The following is a 13,716-nucleotide window of genomic DNA, read 5'->3' on the forward strand; positions in this document are numbered from 1 at the left end:
GGTCAGGTCCGACCGGCCCTGGCCGCCTGGGCCCGGCAGGCCGCCAGGTTGCGCTCCACCAGGGCCACCAGCCCCTCCTCGACCCGGCCCTGGGCCCGGCCCAGGCCGAGCTGGTGCAGCGCGTCGCCGAGGAGCCGGATCGCCTCGGCCCATTCTCCTCGTTCGGAGTGGCACCGCCCGGCCTCCCCCAGGCAGGCGCCGAGCCGGACGTGGTCCACCTGGCCGTCCGGGCCGGGCTTGGCGGCCTCTTCCGCGGCCTGGGCATAGCGCTCGAGCGCTGCGGCGGGCCGGTGGCGCGCCCGATGGCACTGTGCCGCCAGGAACAGCAGGGCCCCCCGGGCCCCCGCCGGTGGCTCGGCCACCGTCGCGAGCCACCGCAGCCCGTCCTCGGCGCTGGCCGCCGCCTCGGCCAGCCGGCCCGCCTCCCGGAGGAGGCTGGTCCGGCGCAGCACCTCCGCGAGCGCCGTGGCGGGGTCGGCGCACGGGGCCTCGCCCGTGATGGCGCAGAGCATCGCCATCCGCACGTGATCGGAGAGCGGCCCATCGGAGAGCGCGGTGGCTCGCAGCGTGGAAGCCTCCTGGCGACCCGCCTGGAGGTCCTCCCGCAGCGACCGCTCCAGGGCCCCCGCGTCGTCGGCCCCGCCCCAGAGGCGCAGCCGCTGGCGGGGCCCCTCCCCGGCCGGCGGACCAACCACCTCGCCGAGGTTGACGAAGAGGCGCGCCACCGCCCGGGTCTTCACGGGCAGCAGCGGCGCCAGGTGCGCCCGCAGCCGCTGGGCCAGCGCCACCCGGTGCGCTTCCGGCAGGCCGGCGAGCAGGCGCCGGCGCTGGGCCGGATCCCTGAAGGCGTAGACCAGCTGCCCGGGGAAGCCCGGGTGCCGGTACCCGAGGTCCTCCAGGACGGGGGCGTCCCCACCGCAGAGGTGCTCATCGAGGAGATCGACGAGCCGCTCGGTGGCCTCTTCGCCCAGGCCGAGCGCCGAGAGGAGCGGGCGGGCCGGGGCCGAGGAGCCGCAGAGCGCGGCCAGCTCGAGGAAGCGCTGCAGCGCCGGGTGCGCCGCTCCGTCGATCGCGGGCCCGCCGGCCAGGTCGTCGGCCGCCGCGGGCTCGCAGGAGAACGCCACGCTCACCCCGCCGAGCCGCTGCGCCGACGCGAGGAGCCAGGCGCCCGCGTGATCGGGGAGCGTGGTCTCGGGATCGACCTGCACCAGCAGCTGGCCCCCCCGCTGGTGCGGCGCCGCCACGGCGGCGAGGAGGGCCAGCGGCGTGCTCCTGCGGGCCGCCACGCCTCCCTCCCCCCGCCAGCGCCGCAGCGCCGCGGCAGGTTCCGCGCAGGCGGTGAGCAGCGCGAACGCGATGGCCCACGGCGTGCTGGTGGCGGCTCCGCCGGCTCGGACCACCTCCTCGGACGCGGCGACGATCGAGGCGCCGGGGAGGGAGGCCTGCGCCCACCGCCTGGTCACCCGGAACGCCACGAAGGCGGCCAGCCCGGGCCCGTCGGGCTCGAAGCCATCGAGTGAGAGGATGATCCGGGCCTGGGGGCTCACGGCGACACCGCGGCGAAGAGCCCCAGCTCGACCCCCTGCGCGAGCCAGCGCTCGACCTGCGCGGGCAGGCGGTCTCGCTCGGCGCCACGGCAGCGCGCCTCCAGGACCGCCAGCGCCTCCCCGACCGGAAGCTCCTCGAGCAGCTCGAGCAGCTGCGCCTGCCGGGGCGGTACCTCCAGCTCGAACAGCCTGGCGCCGGCGCGGCCGAAGAGCACCCACCTGCGCCGCCCGTGGCGGGGCGGGAGCGGCGCCCGCCGGTCCACCCCGGCCGCGCCGACGCGCCGCCGGAGGTCGCACAAGGGCCAGTGCTCCGACACCAGGCCGAAGCCCGGCCGTCGCCCGAGCCGGAGCGAGGCCCAGCCCTCGGCCTGGAGCCCCGCCGGGTCGAACGGCGCCGCCTCCTCCGCCAGCAGCACCTCCCGCCAGGCCGCGTCGATGGCGGCGGCCTCCAGCAAGGCGGCGCGCGGCACCAGCTCCGGGGTGCCGCCCCGCAGCCCCTGGGAGGGCAACACGCCGTCGAGGTGGCCCAGGAAGCCGTCGGCCAGGCGCTGGAGCCCGCCGCCGCGGGGCGGGTGGACCCGCAGGTAGCCGGCGGCCCAGCCGTTGAACTCCCAGTGGCCCATCAGGGCGGTCAGGAGCGGGAAGTCCTCCTGCATGGCCGTGAGGAGCCGGAACCAGTACTGCCGGTGATACACCGCCAGCCGCTCCCGGGCGGGACGGTCGGGGGTCTCCCGGACCAGGTCGCAGCTGGGCTGGGGGTAGCGATCGGTGCGTGCGCGCAGCCGGCCGCTGGAGCGGTCGAGCGGGTGGCGGAGCACCTCGCCGAAGCCGGCCTGCAGCGCGGCGAGCCAGGGCGGACCGCGCCGGCCGGTCACCGCCGCACCTCGCGCGCCCGGCCCACCTCGGCCACCACCTGGGCCAGCGGCGGGATGTGGCCGTCCCACTCGAGCAAGGTCGGGAAGGGTCCGCCGGCGCGCCAGGCCTCGGCGTAGAGCTGCCAGACCTCGGGGCAGACCGGGTGGTCATGGGTGTCCACGATGGTCCCGTCGGGCTCGACGGAGTGGCCGGCCAGGTGGACCTGCAGCACCCTCGTGAAGTCGATGGCCGCCAGGTACTGCCGCGGATCGAACCCGTGGTTCACGCTCGAGACGTAGACGTTGTTGACGTCGAGCATGAACCAGCAGCCCGCCGACCTCACCACCGAGGCGTAGAACTCCCACTCGGTGAGGGTCGAGCCGGCGAACTCGAGGTAGGTGGAGAGGTTCTCGAGGCCGAAGGGCCTGCCGAGCCGCCGCTGCACCGCCGCGGCGCGCTCGGCCGCCAGCTCGACCAGCTCGGGCCGGTAGGGCACCGGGAGGAGATCGTGGTGGCAGGCCCCGTGGGCACCGGTCCAGCAGAGGTGATCGGTGATGAACGGGGCGTCCACCCGATCCGCCAGCCTGGCCAGCCGGTCCAGGTAGGCCTGGTCCAGCGGCGCCTCGCCGAGGAGGTTGAGCCCCACCCCGTGGAGGACGATGGGATACCGCTCCGCCAGCCGGTCCAGGTGCAGGAGCGGCAAGGCCGCCCCGCTCATGAAGTTGTCGGCGATGATCTCGAGGTAGCCGAGGTCGGGCCAGGGCTCGCGGAGCTCGGCGTAGTGGGTGGGGCGGAGGCCGATCCCGAGCGCCTCGCTCGGGATGGCCCGCGCCGTTGCCCGCAGCGGCCCGCCGGGATCGGGGTGGGCCACGGACCTTTCCGCCATGGGCCGGCGTCCGCCGCGCCTACCAGCTCACGTACTCCGCTGGCGGATCGGCCAGCGGCAGCGCCCGGATGTGATCGACCACCCGCTGGAGCTCCTGCCTGGAGTACTGGGCGCGGAAGGAGGGCATGTTGGAGTAGGAGCTGCCGTCCGTGTTGTGACCCTGCGTCCCGAACGCCACGATGGAGAGGAGCCGGACCCCGTTCTCGGGGGTGGTCGCCTGGAAGGCGGCCATCCGCTCGGCGGCGGTGCCCGGCGGCACCACCAGCTTGAAGGCGCCGGCCGGCGTCCCGTGGCAGCCGGAGCAGGAGGTGGTGTAGATGGCCGCCCCCTGCAGCCCCTTGTCGGCGATCGAGTCCACGCAGCTGAACCCCTCGCAGGTGTTCATCCCCTTGCAGGAGTGGTCGGTCAGCACGCCGAAGCTCCAGGAGAGCCCCTTGCAGCTGTTGGCGCCGGCGCACCAGGCGTGGGTCTGCAGGTAGCCGCCGCGCGTCGCGCACAGCGTCTTGAACCCCGCCAGCGCGGCGGGTGGATCGTCGTACGACGGGATGGTGTTGGTGACCACGTTGTTGAACGTCGGGGCGCCGCACTCGACCGGATCGGCCGACTTGGAGCACCCGGCGAGGCCGCCGGCGCCGACCAGGCCGGCGAGGGCCGAGGAGAGCAGGCGGGTGGAGGGGAGCGCCGGACTTGCCTCCGCCAGGTGGGAAGGCTGCGACGTGGTGGTGGTGGTGGTGGTGCGCTTCATGGATTCACCTCTGGTGGGTGGTGGGACGGACCGCTGCGAGCTTGAGGTAGGCACGACGAGGCGATTTGACCTGGGTCAAGATGTCTCAATGGGCCGGCGACCCCGCCTGGAGGGGCCGCGGCGGAGCGGTCGGGGCCGAGCCGTCCCCGCGGAGGAGGAGGTCGAACTCGACGCGGCAGGCGTCCTCGACCTTCACGAAGAGCAGGGACGGCCGCTCGACCCGGTGCGCCTCGAGGGAGACCTCGAAGGCGCCGCGGGCCCGGGCGGTCCCGTCGGGCCGGAGCTCCACCTCGAGCGCGACGTCGAGCGGGCGCTTCACCCCGTGGAACTCGAGCTCCCCGGCCAGGCGCAGCTGGACCGGCGCGCCCGGCGGCCCCGCGGGGAGCGCGCCGGCGCCCTTGAAGACCACGAAGGGGAAGGCGGCCGACTCCAGCACCTCCTGCATGTGGACGTCGCGGTTCCGGTCGCCGGAGTCGAACGAGGCCACCGGCACGCGCAGCTGGGTGATGACCCTCCCCTCCGGCTGCAGGACGGCCTTCCCCTCCAGGCGCGCCGAGGTGGCGGTCACCTCGTGCAGCTTGTGGACGATCCGGTACCGGGCGGTGCTGGCGCCGGGGTCCACCGTGAAGGAGGTGCCGGTCAGCAGCGCCAGGGCCAGGGCGAAGGTGGTCATGGCGCCCCCTAGAAGACCAGCACGGCCACGCCGCCGGCCACGGCCGCCGTGGTGAGGTACCCGAGGGCCAGGTGGGCCTCGGCCACGTCGCGCTGGTTCACGTAGCCCTCGCGCGACGCGGTGTAGATCCCCAGGCCGACCTGCGCGGCCATGGCCACCGCGGCGGTGATCATGGCGATCCGGTGCACCATCATCCGGTCGAGCCTGGCGGGCGCCTTCACCGGCGCCGGCGCCAGCAGGGCCAGGAGCCCGGTGGCGGCGAAGACCCCGGCGGTGCCGTAGGCGAGCACCTTGTGGCTGAGGGCGTACCGCTCCGTGTTGGGGCCGCCGTTGAACTTGTCATCGAAGCTGAGCTGGCCCACCGCGGTGGTGGCCACCGTCAGGCCGAGCAGGGCGAAGCCGAGCCCCTGGTGGAGGTTGAGCATGGTCCGGCGCCGCTCCAGCGCCGCCTGGTCGGGGGCGTCGGCGGGGGGCGCGGCGGCCCCGAGCAGGTCGAAGTCCAGCCCCTGGGGCTCGGGCGCCGCCAGGGTGACGTGCAGGTCCGAGCGGGCGCCCACGCCTGGCCCCCCGGCGAGGAGGCCGCCCAGGGGCGGCTCCAGGTGGAGCGAGAGCCGCTCCTGCCAGGCGGCCGCCGGACGAGGCGCCAGGGCCGCCAGCGCGGCGGCCAGGAGCAGCCACGAGCGGTGGCGGCGTGGGTGGTCGGGTGCGGCTCGAGGCGCCGGGTCGGTCAAGGCTGCTCCTTCGCCCAGTGGCAGGTGTTGCAGCTCCCGTCGGTGACCGGATCGGGCATGCGGCGCATGCCGACCGTGGCCACCAGCGGGAAGTCCAGGGGCTCGGCGGTGTAGAAGTTCCCGGCCCCGTTGCTGGTGAGCGCGATGACCCGCCCGCTCCGGTCGGTCAGCCGGACCTCCGACCCTGGCGGGAGCCAGGTGCCGGCGGCGGTCCAGCGCTTGGCCCCGCGCCCGTCGTGGCAGCCGAGGCAGTCCTCGCCCGGGGCCATGAGCGGCCCCTCGTCGGGGATGCAGCCGCCGAGGAGCGCGGCGAGGGCGAGGGCCCCCAGGCCGGCGCGACGCCGCGAGGGGCGGCGCGCGCCGGCGGCGCTGGACTCCGAGGGGTTCACCCTGGCGGCAGCAGGTCGGCCGGGAGGTCGCCGGCGGCCGGGTCGAAGGTGAGGGCCGCCTCCAGTTCGGCGGCCACGGCGAACGACGGGGGGAGGAGGGGCGCGCCCAGGGTGGCGACGGCCGGATCCTCGGCGGGCGGGGGCGGCGGCGGCGCCGGGGTGGTGCTCTTGCTGCTGCCGCAGCCGGCGGCCAGCAGCACGAGCCCGGCGAGCAGCAGGGGGCGTGGGTTCATGGCGCGCCTCAGAACTTCACCCAGATGTCGTCCACCGCGTGGATCATCACGTCCGCCTTGGCCGCCAGCTCGAAGTAGGTGGGGTCCTTGACGGCCAGGGCCCTGATCTTGGCGAGGGTGTTCGGGTTGGCGCTGTAGGCCCCCTTGCCGACCCAGACGATCTGCGCGTCGGCGAGGTAGCCGGAGAGCAGCGCCGCCACGTCGGCCTGGGTGTGCTTCTCGTTGGTGGCCGCCAGGTTGAACTTGTTCCAGCCCGGCTGGCGGGCCGGGTGGATCCGCACGGTGGGCGACTGGTTGGAGAGGCTGCCGTCGGCGGCCGGGTAAGCGGTCCAGTCCACCACCACGTCCTCTCCGCCGCCGGGTCGCTTGCAGGACTGCTTGGTGCCGAACTGGACGGCGGTGAACGGGGCGTTGGGGGCGGTGGAGCGGACGGCCACCCGGTAGCTCTGGTCGTCGGCCTCCGAGTCGAGCGCCGGGTTCTTGGTCCAGGTGAGCGAGGTCACCGCGCCGGCGGCGTCCCTGGTGATGACCGGGCGCCCGAAGACGCCGTCGATGATCGGCCGGACGCCGGTGAAGCCGGCCGGGATCAGCACCTCGACCTTGTAGGTGTCGAGCTCCACGGGGGTGGCCGCGCCGGGCGCGGTGTAGGCGCAGCCGTGAGGCACCGCCAGGACCAGCTCGTAGCTCTTGCCCGCCACCGCGAAGGGCAGCTGGGTGTTGACCACGCCCACGTGGGCGGGCGCCGGCGCGGCGGCGAGGACCGCAACGGCCACCGCCACCGTCCGGGCAGCTCGCGCCCAGCGGGCACGGTGAGAGGGGGAGGGCACTGCGGCTTCGACTCGAGACATGGCGACTCCTCGCCGGACCTCTGCGGACCGGTGGAACGGGTTTCTTTCGATGCGGGCTCTGCGCCCCCTGGGCCACCGCGGGAGCCCTCCGCGATGGCGGCCGGCCGCCGGAGTCAACCGGTGGCGCGGCCCGTCGGGCACGTCCCTGAGTTGGGCTCGGTCGGTCGATTTGGGAAGTGGGACAGGGGCTCCCTGATGGGTTCAAGTTGCTGATTTTGCTGTTGTTTGCGGCAACTCGTCGCACTCTGGCGGACGGCACGACAGGAAGCGACCCTCGGCAGCGGCTGCCGCGGCAGGCGGGACCCACCGCAGGCGCCGTCCGCCATGGCCGTGTTGCCGCGCCGTCAGCGCCGGCCGATGCGTCCAGGCCAGCATCGGAGCAGACCACTCCCGCGATCGTGCTGGTGCCTCAGCCCCGCCGGTTCCCCACCACCACCTGCACCTGGAACCGCTCGCCGGCCTGCAGGCGCCGCACCGGCACGGTGAGGCCGTTCATGGCGAACTGGCAGCACGCCACCTGGCCCGGCGAGGTGCGCCCGTGGGCCTGCAGGGTGGCCCGCCAGAGCTTCAGCTGGCCCTCCTGCGGCTCCGCCTCCACCAGCAGGACCGCGTGCCCCTCCGGGTCGAGACCGGAGCGGCGCAGCGCCTCGCCCAGGCGGAGCTCCATGGTCCCGCAGCGGCGGGAGACCTGGGCCTCGAGCTCGGAGGCGATCTCGTAGACGTAGCGGGGCGGGGGTGGCACGCCAGCCGGCGGCAGGGGCTCCTCCGGCGGAGCTGGCGCGGGCAGGGAAGGCGGCGACCTGAGCTGGGCGGCCAGCACCTGCGGGGAAACTCGCTCGAGGGGGCCAGGAAGCTCGGGCGGCGGCGGCCACGCCGCAGCCGGCGGCGGAGCTGTGGGCGTGAGGCCCGACCCTGGGTCGGAGGGCTCGTCCGGCCGGTCCAGCCGGGCCAGCAGGGCCACGCTGCCCGCGAAGAGCGCGCAGATGCCGGCCACCGCGACGGCCACCACCACCCACCGCGACCGGTCGCGAGACGGCGCCCGGACCGCCGGAACTGCCCCAGCGCTGCGTGTGCTCCGTGCCGACATGGATGACGCTCAGCATGCGTCAGCCACTTGACGCTGGGTAGCGTCGTCTCGTGCGTCCAGAGGTCGCAATGCCGCCCGGCCAGCTTCAGCGCGGCGCGCCCACCGCCCCGCCAGGCGCCAGGTGCCTGCGGAAGAACTCGATGGTCCGGCCGATCATGAGGACCTGGTTCTCGCGCTTCTGCGCGCCGTGCCCCTCGTCGGCGAAGATCACCAGCTCCACCGGGACGCCGCGGGCGGCCAGGGCGTCGTGGATCTGCACCGCCTCGCCCACCGGCACGCGCGGGTCGCTGGCCCCCTGCTGCACCAGCAGCGGCGCCCGCACCCGGTCCACGTAGCTGGTGGGCGAGAGCTTCACCAGCGCCTCCCGGTCCTTGACCGGGTCGCCGTATTCGGTGGTGCGCAGGATGCGCCGGTAGGGCGCGGTGTTCTCCAGGAAGGTGACCAGGTTGGCGATGCCCACCACCGAGGCGCCGGCGTCGTAGGCCCCGGCGAACATGGTCATGCCCACCAGCGCCGAGTAGCCGCCGTAGCTGCCGCCGGTGATGCCCACCCGCGGCGCCGCGCCCTCCACCGCGAAGGCCCGCCGCGCCCAGGTGGCGGCGTCCTCGATGTCCGTGATGATGGCCAGCCGGCGCGCCCCGTCGTCCGCCTGCAGCCACGACTTGCCGTAGCCGTCCGAGCCGCGCACGTTGGGCTGCACGAAGACGAAGCCGGCGTCCACGTAGAGCTGGGCGCGGGCGCTGAAGCCCGCCAGGGTCTGGGCCTCCGGCCCGCCGTGGAACTCCACCACCACCGGGCAGGGCCCGCCCGGGCAGGCGGCCGGGCGGCGCACGAAGGCCGGGATGGGGGTGCCGTCGCGCGCCGGGTAGCTGGTCAGCTCGGCCCGGGCGAAGCGGCGGGTGTCCACCTCCGGGGCGCTCGGCACCACCCAGCGCGCCAGCTTCCCGGTCTTCCAGTCGAGCACCCAGCTGGCCTGCGGCGCCGTGCCGGTGTCCACGCCCAGCACCTGGAAGCGGCCGTCGTCAGAGGCGGCGCCGGCCAGCACGTGATCGGCCGGCGGCAGCCGCGGCAGCGCCAGCGGCTTGAAGGTGCGGGCGTCGAGCGCCGCCACCCGGGTGGAGCCGGCCTGGTTCACGGTGTAGAGGATGCGCCGCCGGGCCCGGTCGATGGCGGCCTCCTCCACGCTCCACCCGAGCTCGGGCGTCACCGGGGCGAGCTGGCCGGCGCGCCAGCGGTAGAGCCGGCGGTGCTCGCCGAGCTTGTTGGTCACCACCAGCAGCTCGCCCTCGGCGGCGCCGTAGGAGGCCTGGTACTCCACCTGCTCGCCCTGGCCGAAGAGCGGGGTCAGCGCCCGGGTGGCGGGCGACCACTCGAACCACTCCGAGGAGAGCGCCCCGGTGGCCTTGGTGAGCAGCAGCCGGCCGTCGAGGCGGGAGTCGGCCACCGACCAGAGCCCCGGCTCCTCCACCAGGAGCTCGGTCGTCCCGCCGGCCAGGTCGTGGCGGTAGACGGCGTAGGCGTCGGGTCGGCGGTCGTTGGCGCGGTAGTAGAGCCAGCGGCCGTCGTCGGAGACGTGGGTGGCCACCGTCTGCACGCCGGGCCGGTGCTGCACCAGGCGCAGCGGCCCGCCCTCGGCCGACAGGAGGTAGAGGCCGGGGTTCTCCTCCCCCTTGCGGTCGCGCTGCACCACCAGGGTCTTCCCGTCCGGCGTGAGCGCGGCCAGGGTGGTGGCGTCCTCGCCGCCGGTGAGCTGCACCGGGAAGCGGTCCGGCCCGTCGAGCCGCCAGATCTGCGGCACGCCGGTGACGCGCCACCCGAAGAAGAGCCGCCGGCCGTCGCGGGTGGGGATGCCCAGGCCGGGGGCCCGCACGTCCAGCATCGCCTGCACGGCCCTCGAGAGGTCGGGGGCGATGGGGCGCGGGGCGAAGCGGGCCAGCAGCTCGGGCGAGACGGAGGCGGCGCCGTGGCCCTGGTAGCCAGCGGCGGCGGGCGCCGGGGCGGCCGCGGGGGGCGCCGCCGGGGGCGCGGCCTCGGCAGGTGCCGAGGCGGGGGCGAGGGCGAGCAGGGCGGCGACGGCGAGCGGAAGGAGGGGCATGTGCGGCTCCTGGTCAGGGGCGGTCCACCCATCTAGTCGGGAAGCTGCCCACCGTCAGCAGGAGGTGCGGGCGCCCCGGACGTGACCGCCACCCGCCCGGGCGGCACCCCATCGGCGCCCGCTCCGCGGCCGGCCCTCGGCCCACAATCGCGCCACCCCGCCAGCCGGCGGAGGAGGAGGCCACACATGGGCGCCAAGAAGATCCTGATGCTGGTCGGCGACTTCGTCGAGGACTACGAGGCCATGGTGCCGTACCAGATCCTCACCATGGTGGGGCACACGGTGGACACCGTCTGCCCCGGCAAGAAGAAGGGCGACACCGTCAAGACCGCGGTGCACGACTTCGTGGGCGACCAGACCTACGTGGAGCTGCCGGGTCACCGCTTCGCCATCACCGCCAGCTTCGAGGAGGCCACCGCCGGCGCCTACGACGCGCTGTGCCTCCCGGGCGGGCGGGCGCCCGAGTACCTGCGCCTGAACCCGCAGGTCATCGCGCTGGTGCAGGCCTTCGACCAGGCCAGGAAGCCCATCGCCGCCATCTGCCACGGGCCGCAGATCCTGGCCGCGGCCGGCGTGCTCAAGGACCGGAAGGTGATCGCCTACCCGGCCTGCGGCCCCGAGTGCAGCGCCGCCGGCGCGAGGTTCGGCGAGGTGAACGCCACCGCCTCCAACGCCCTCACCGACGGCAACCTGGTGACGGCCCCGGCCTGGCCGGCCCACCCGGCCTGGATGCGGCAGTTCCTGCAGCTGCTCGGGTCCACCATCGTGGCCTGAGCCACCCGGCGCGGCGCCGCCCGGGAGACCGGGCGTCCGTGCAGCCGCTGGCCGGCGACGCCCGGGGGCGGCGCCTGGCGCCGGCCCCCGCGCGCCGGCGAACGCGCCTACGCCAGCAGCGCCTCGACCCGGGCCTTGAGCGCGGTCCGCTGGATCTCGTCGCCGCTGAGCCGCTCGCCCAGCTCCTGGCCGTTCTTGAAGAAGACCACCGTGGGCGCCGCGGTGACGCCCAGCCGGGCGGCCAGCCCGGCGCTGCCCGGGTGCTGCACCTTGAGGAAGCGCACCTTGCCCGCGAACTTCTCGGCCACCGCCGCGTAGCGGGGGGCCAGCGCCTCGCACGGCTTCGAGCCGGCCGTGTAGAAGTCGAGCACCACCGGCAGCTTGGCCCCCACCACCTGGGCCTCGTAGTCCGCCTCCCCGAGCTCGGTCACGTGCAGCGCCGCCTCGGTCTCGCTGGGGTTCTCGGACGGCGGGAGCCGGATGTGGAAGGGGTTGGCCATGTGGTCCTCCAGTGGCACGGACGGGTCCAGCCGGGCGCGGGAGCGCCCACGCTCGTCGTGCGTGGTGCGGTGTTCGGGAAGAGGGAGGCGGGTGCCTCCCCTGCATGGCGTATAGCGCGCCTGGCGCCTCGTCACACGCCGATCGCGCCGCACCTGGCCGGCCGGGCCCCCAGGGCACCCTGCCCTTCTCGCCGGCGCCGGTGCAGACTGTGCGCCTGCGCGGGCGGCCAGCCCGCGGGAGGTCGCGATGGCATCGTCCGGCTGGAAGGCGGCGCTCTTCACCCCGCTGCAGGTGCTGCTGACCCTCCTCCTCTTCGCCGAGGTGGCGCTGGTGCTGGGGCTGGCGGCCTGGCCCGGCGCGGCCCTCTTCCTGGCGGTGGAGGCGCGGCTGCCGACCGGGGCGTCCTGGCGGCTGCCGGCGCTCTGCGTGGCGGGGGCGGCCGGCTACTTCGTGGCCGGCCTGGCCCTGCTGCTGCTGGTGCCGGTGGTGCGCTGGGCCACCTTCGCCCTCGGCACGCCGGTGGGCCGCTTCCCCTTCCTGTCCATGGGCGCCTGGCGCTGGGCCTCCTACAACGCGCTGACGCTGCTGGTGCGCTTCACCTTCGTCAACTGGGTCCGGGTGACGCCGTTCCTGCCGGCCTACCACCGGCTCATGGGCGCCCGCATCGGCAGCCGGGTGCAGATCAACACCGCCGTGGTGGCCGACCAGAACCTCCTCACCATCGGCGACGACACGGTCATCGGCGGCGACGTCACCCTGGTGGCCCACTCGGCCGAGCGGGGGCGCCTGGTGACCGCCCCGGTGATCATCGGCCGCAACGTGACGGTGGGGCTGATGGCCGTGATCATGCCCGGCTGCACCATCGGCGACGGCGCGGTCATCTCGGCCGGCGCGGTGCTCTCCAAGTACGCCCAGGTCGGGCCGGGCGAGGTGTGGGCCGGCGTGCCGGCGCGCCGGGTGGGCCGGCTGCGGCGGGGCGCGCCCGCGCCGGGGGCCTGAGACCGCCGCTCGCGCCGGAGGGGTCCGGCCGGCGCCCCTACCGCCGCGCGATGGCCTGGGCCTCCAGCGCCAGCCCCTCGACCACCGAGTGGAAGCCCTTGAACTGCTCGAGCCGCGCCGCCGGCAGGCGGGCGCGCAGCTCGGCGGCCAGGCGGGGCACCCGCGCCGTGCCGCCGGTGCTGCAGACCACCCCGATCTCGTCCGGCGCGACCCCGGCGGCGCGCACGGTGGCGTCGAGGCAGCGCAGGATCTGGTCCACCTCGCGGCCGCTGGCCTCCTCGAAGCCCGCCCGCGTCACCGGCTCGGTCACCTCGATGCCCGGGTAGCTGAAGGTGACCTCCGCCTCCAGCCCGGTGGAGAGCGTCCGCTTGGCCTGCTCGATGGCCTCGAAGAGCTGGAACCCCTGGGTGTCCTCCACCAGCACCGTCAGCTGGTCCATGCGGCGGCGGTCCTCTTCGGAGAGGGCCCAGCGCCGCACGTCGGCGAGGAAGCTGGCCACGTCGCGCCGCAGCAGGATGGAGAGGTGCGCCGGCGAGCAGAGGTGCTGCACGATGCCCTGCGGCATCCGCAGCACGTTGGAGCCGAACGGCTGCCGGTAGGCCACCTCGGCGCCGAAGTGCCGGCCCACCTGGGAGCGCATCAGCGAGGCGTCGAGGGCGTCGCCCGCCACCGCCACGCCCCCCACCGCCAGCACGTCCTCCCGCACCGGCGGGCGGGGCCCGACGCGCAGCACCGTGAAGTCGGAGGTGCCGCCGCCGAAGTCGCCGATCAGCGCCAGCTCCTCCCGCTGGGCGGCCGCGCCGAAGGCGCGCGCCGCGGCCACCGGCTCGGGCAGGAAGTGGATCTCCTCGAAGCCGGCGTGGGCCGCCGCCCGGCGCAGGCGCGCCTCGGCGAAGGCGTCGTCGTCGCCGTCGAAGTGGACCGGCCGCCCCAGCACCACCCGCCGCACCTCCACGCCGAAGAAGGCGTCGGCGCGCAGCCGCAGCTGGCGCAGCAGCGTGCCCACCAGCTCCTCGGCCGAGACCAGGCGGTTGCCGATGACCGTGCCGCGGAAGGAGCGGGTGCCGAGGTGGCGCTTGATGGACCGCAGCAGGCGCGCCTCGCCGCCGTGCTCGACGAACTGGCGGAGCGCCTCGCCGCCCGAGTAGACGCCCCCGGCGCTGGGGAAGCAGAGGATCGACCGGAGCACCGTCGGATCCTTGGCCAGCGGATCGAGCGGCACCGGCTCGAAGAGCCGGTCTCGGCTGGCCGCGGCGAGGAGCGAGTTGCTGGTGCCGAAGTCGACGGCGTAGATGGTGGGGGCGGCGGACATGTGGGCGCGCCGGGTCCGCTGGCGGCTCGCGGCGCGGCCCT

The 13,716-nt window shown here is 75.3% G+C and carries 15 protein-coding genes; 2 read left to right on the plus strand and 13 right to left on the minus strand.

From position 1 onward, the window contains the following. Positions 1 to 2 precede the first annotated feature (2 nt). The 11 genes from IPO09_20345 to IPO09_20395 form a co-directional block, all read right to left on the minus strand. Positions 3 to 1,547: a tetratricopeptide repeat protein gene (locus IPO09_20345; GenBank protein ID MBK9519630.1), complete on the minus strand. Its 1,545-nt coding sequence runs from the start codon at positions 1,545 to 1,547 to the stop codon at positions 3 to 5. Beyond that, on the minus strand, positions 1,544 to 2,422 hold the full coding sequence (locus tag IPO09_20350; protein MBK9519631.1) for a putative DNA-binding domain-containing protein: 879 nt from the start codon (positions 2,420 to 2,422) through the stop codon (positions 1,544 to 1,546). Before IPO09_20350 ends, IPO09_20345 begins: the two co-directional genes overlap by 4 nt. Continuing rightward, positions 2,419 to 3,288 (minus strand): DUF692 domain-containing protein, encoded by an 870-nt coding sequence (locus IPO09_20355; protein ID MBK9519632.1) that lies wholly within the window; start codon positions 3,286 to 3,288, stop codon positions 2,419 to 2,421. Before IPO09_20355 ends, IPO09_20350 begins: the two co-directional genes overlap by 4 nt. A 19-nt stretch (positions 3,289 to 3,307) precedes the next feature. Then, positions 3,308 to 4,033 carry a cytochrome c gene (locus IPO09_20360; GenBank protein MBK9519633.1) on the minus strand — a complete coding sequence of 242 codons (726 nt, stop codon included), beginning with the start codon at positions 4,031 to 4,033 and terminating at the stop codon, positions 3,308 to 3,310. Between the two features lie 85 nt (positions 4,034 to 4,118). Further along, a complete protein-coding gene (locus IPO09_20365) occupies positions 4,119 to 4,706 on the minus strand; it encodes a YceI family protein (protein MBK9519634.1) in 588 nt (195 codons plus the stop codon). Between the two features lie 8 nt (positions 4,707 to 4,714). Continuing rightward, positions 4,715 to 5,437: a hypothetical protein gene (locus tag IPO09_20370; protein MBK9519635.1), complete on the minus strand. Its 723-nt coding sequence runs from the start codon at positions 5,435 to 5,437 to the stop codon at positions 4,715 to 4,717. Next, positions 5,434 to 5,826: a hypothetical protein gene (locus IPO09_20375; GenBank protein ID MBK9519636.1), complete on the minus strand. Its 393-nt coding sequence runs from the start codon at positions 5,824 to 5,826 to the stop codon at positions 5,434 to 5,436. The genes IPO09_20370 and IPO09_20375 overlap by 4 nt, the downstream gene beginning before the upstream one ends. Further along, positions 5,823 to 6,059, minus strand: coding sequence for a hypothetical protein (locus IPO09_20380; GenBank protein MBK9519637.1), 237 nt, complete (start codon positions 6,057 to 6,059; stop codon positions 5,823 to 5,825). Before IPO09_20380 ends, IPO09_20375 begins: the two co-directional genes overlap by 4 nt. Positions 6,060 to 6,067: 8 nt before the next feature. Further along, positions 6,068 to 6,838 (minus strand): DUF1775 domain-containing protein, encoded by a 771-nt coding sequence (locus IPO09_20385; GenBank protein MBK9519638.1) that lies wholly within the window; start codon positions 6,836 to 6,838, stop codon positions 6,068 to 6,070. 478 nt (positions 6,839 to 7,316) lie between these two features. After that, a complete protein-coding gene (locus IPO09_20390; GenBank protein ID MBK9519639.1) occupies positions 7,317 to 7,919 on the minus strand; it encodes a hypothetical protein in 603 nt (200 codons plus the stop codon). A 160-nt stretch (positions 7,920 to 8,079) separates the two neighbouring features. After that, on the minus strand, positions 8,080 to 10,089 hold the full coding sequence (locus IPO09_20395; protein MBK9519640.1) for a S9 family peptidase: 2,010 nt from the start codon (positions 10,087 to 10,089) through the stop codon (positions 8,080 to 8,082). A 186-nt stretch (positions 10,090 to 10,275) separates the two neighbouring features. On the opposite strand from IPO09_20395, the gene IPO09_20400 reads away from it, so the two are divergent. Then, the gene (locus IPO09_20400; protein ID MBK9519641.1) at positions 10,276 to 10,863 is read left to right on the plus strand and encodes a DJ-1/PfpI family protein; all 588 of its coding nucleotides are present in this window, start codon (positions 10,276 to 10,278) and stop codon (positions 10,861 to 10,863) included. Positions 10,864 to 10,970: 107 nt separating this feature from the next. Here IPO09_20400 and IPO09_20405 read toward each other — a convergent pair whose 3' ends face one another. After that, on the minus strand, positions 10,971 to 11,363 hold the full coding sequence (locus tag IPO09_20405) for a thiol reductase thioredoxin (GenBank protein MBK9519642.1): 393 nt from the start codon (positions 11,361 to 11,363) through the stop codon (positions 10,971 to 10,973). A 544-nt stretch (positions 11,364 to 11,907) separates the two neighbouring features. Between IPO09_20405 and IPO09_20410 the strand changes: the two genes are divergently transcribed. Then, complete coding sequence (locus IPO09_20410) at positions 11,908 to 12,363, plus strand: hypothetical protein (protein MBK9519643.1); 456 nt, start codon at positions 11,908 to 11,910, stop codon at positions 12,361 to 12,363. Positions 12,364 to 12,400: 37 nt separating this feature from the next. Here IPO09_20410 and IPO09_20415 read toward each other — a convergent pair whose 3' ends face one another. After that, positions 12,401 to 13,675, minus strand: a complete 1,275-nt coding sequence (locus IPO09_20415) for an Hsp70 family protein (GenBank protein ID MBK9519644.1) — start codon at positions 13,673 to 13,675, stop codon at positions 12,401 to 12,403. Between the last annotated feature and the right edge of the window lie 41 nt (positions 13,676 to 13,716).

Source organism: Anaeromyxobacter sp. (genome assembly GCA_016718565.1).
Taxonomy (GTDB): domain Bacteria; phylum Myxococcota; class Myxococcia; order Myxococcales; family Anaeromyxobacteraceae; genus JADKCZ01.

Excerpts from the sequence above, each read along its gene's own strand:
- IPO09_20355 (MBK9519632.1), bottom strand. The coding sequence starts at position 3,288 with ATGGCGGAAAGGTCCGTGGCCCACCCCGATCCCGGCGGGCCGCTGCGG.
- IPO09_20360 (MBK9519633.1), bottom strand. The coding sequence starts at position 4,033 with ATGAAGCGCACCACCACCACCACCACCACGTCGCAGCCTTCCCACCTG.
- IPO09_20365 (MBK9519634.1), bottom strand. The coding sequence starts at position 4,706 with ATGACCACCTTCGCCCTGGCCCTGGCGCTGCTGACCGGCACCTCCTTC.
- IPO09_20380 (MBK9519637.1), bottom strand. The coding sequence starts at position 6,059 with ATGAACCCACGCCCCCTGCTGCTCGCCGGGCTCGTGCTGCTGGCCGCC.
- IPO09_20395 (MBK9519640.1), bottom strand. The coding sequence starts at position 10,089 with ATGCCCCTCCTTCCGCTCGCCGTCGCCGCCCTGCTCGCCCTCGCCCCC.
- IPO09_20400 (MBK9519641.1), top strand. The coding sequence starts at position 10,276 with ATGGGCGCCAAGAAGATCCTGATGCTGGTCGGCGACTTCGTCGAGGAC.
- IPO09_20405 (MBK9519642.1), bottom strand. The coding sequence starts at position 11,363 with ATGGCCAACCCCTTCCACATCCGGCTCCCGCCGTCCGAGAACCCCAGC.
- IPO09_20410 (MBK9519643.1), top strand. The coding sequence starts at position 11,908 with ATGGGCGCCTGGCGCTGGGCCTCCTACAACGCGCTGACGCTGCTGGTG.
- IPO09_20415 (MBK9519644.1), bottom strand. The coding sequence starts at position 13,675 with ATGTCCGCCGCCCCCACCATCTACGCCGTCGACTTCGGCACCAGCAAC.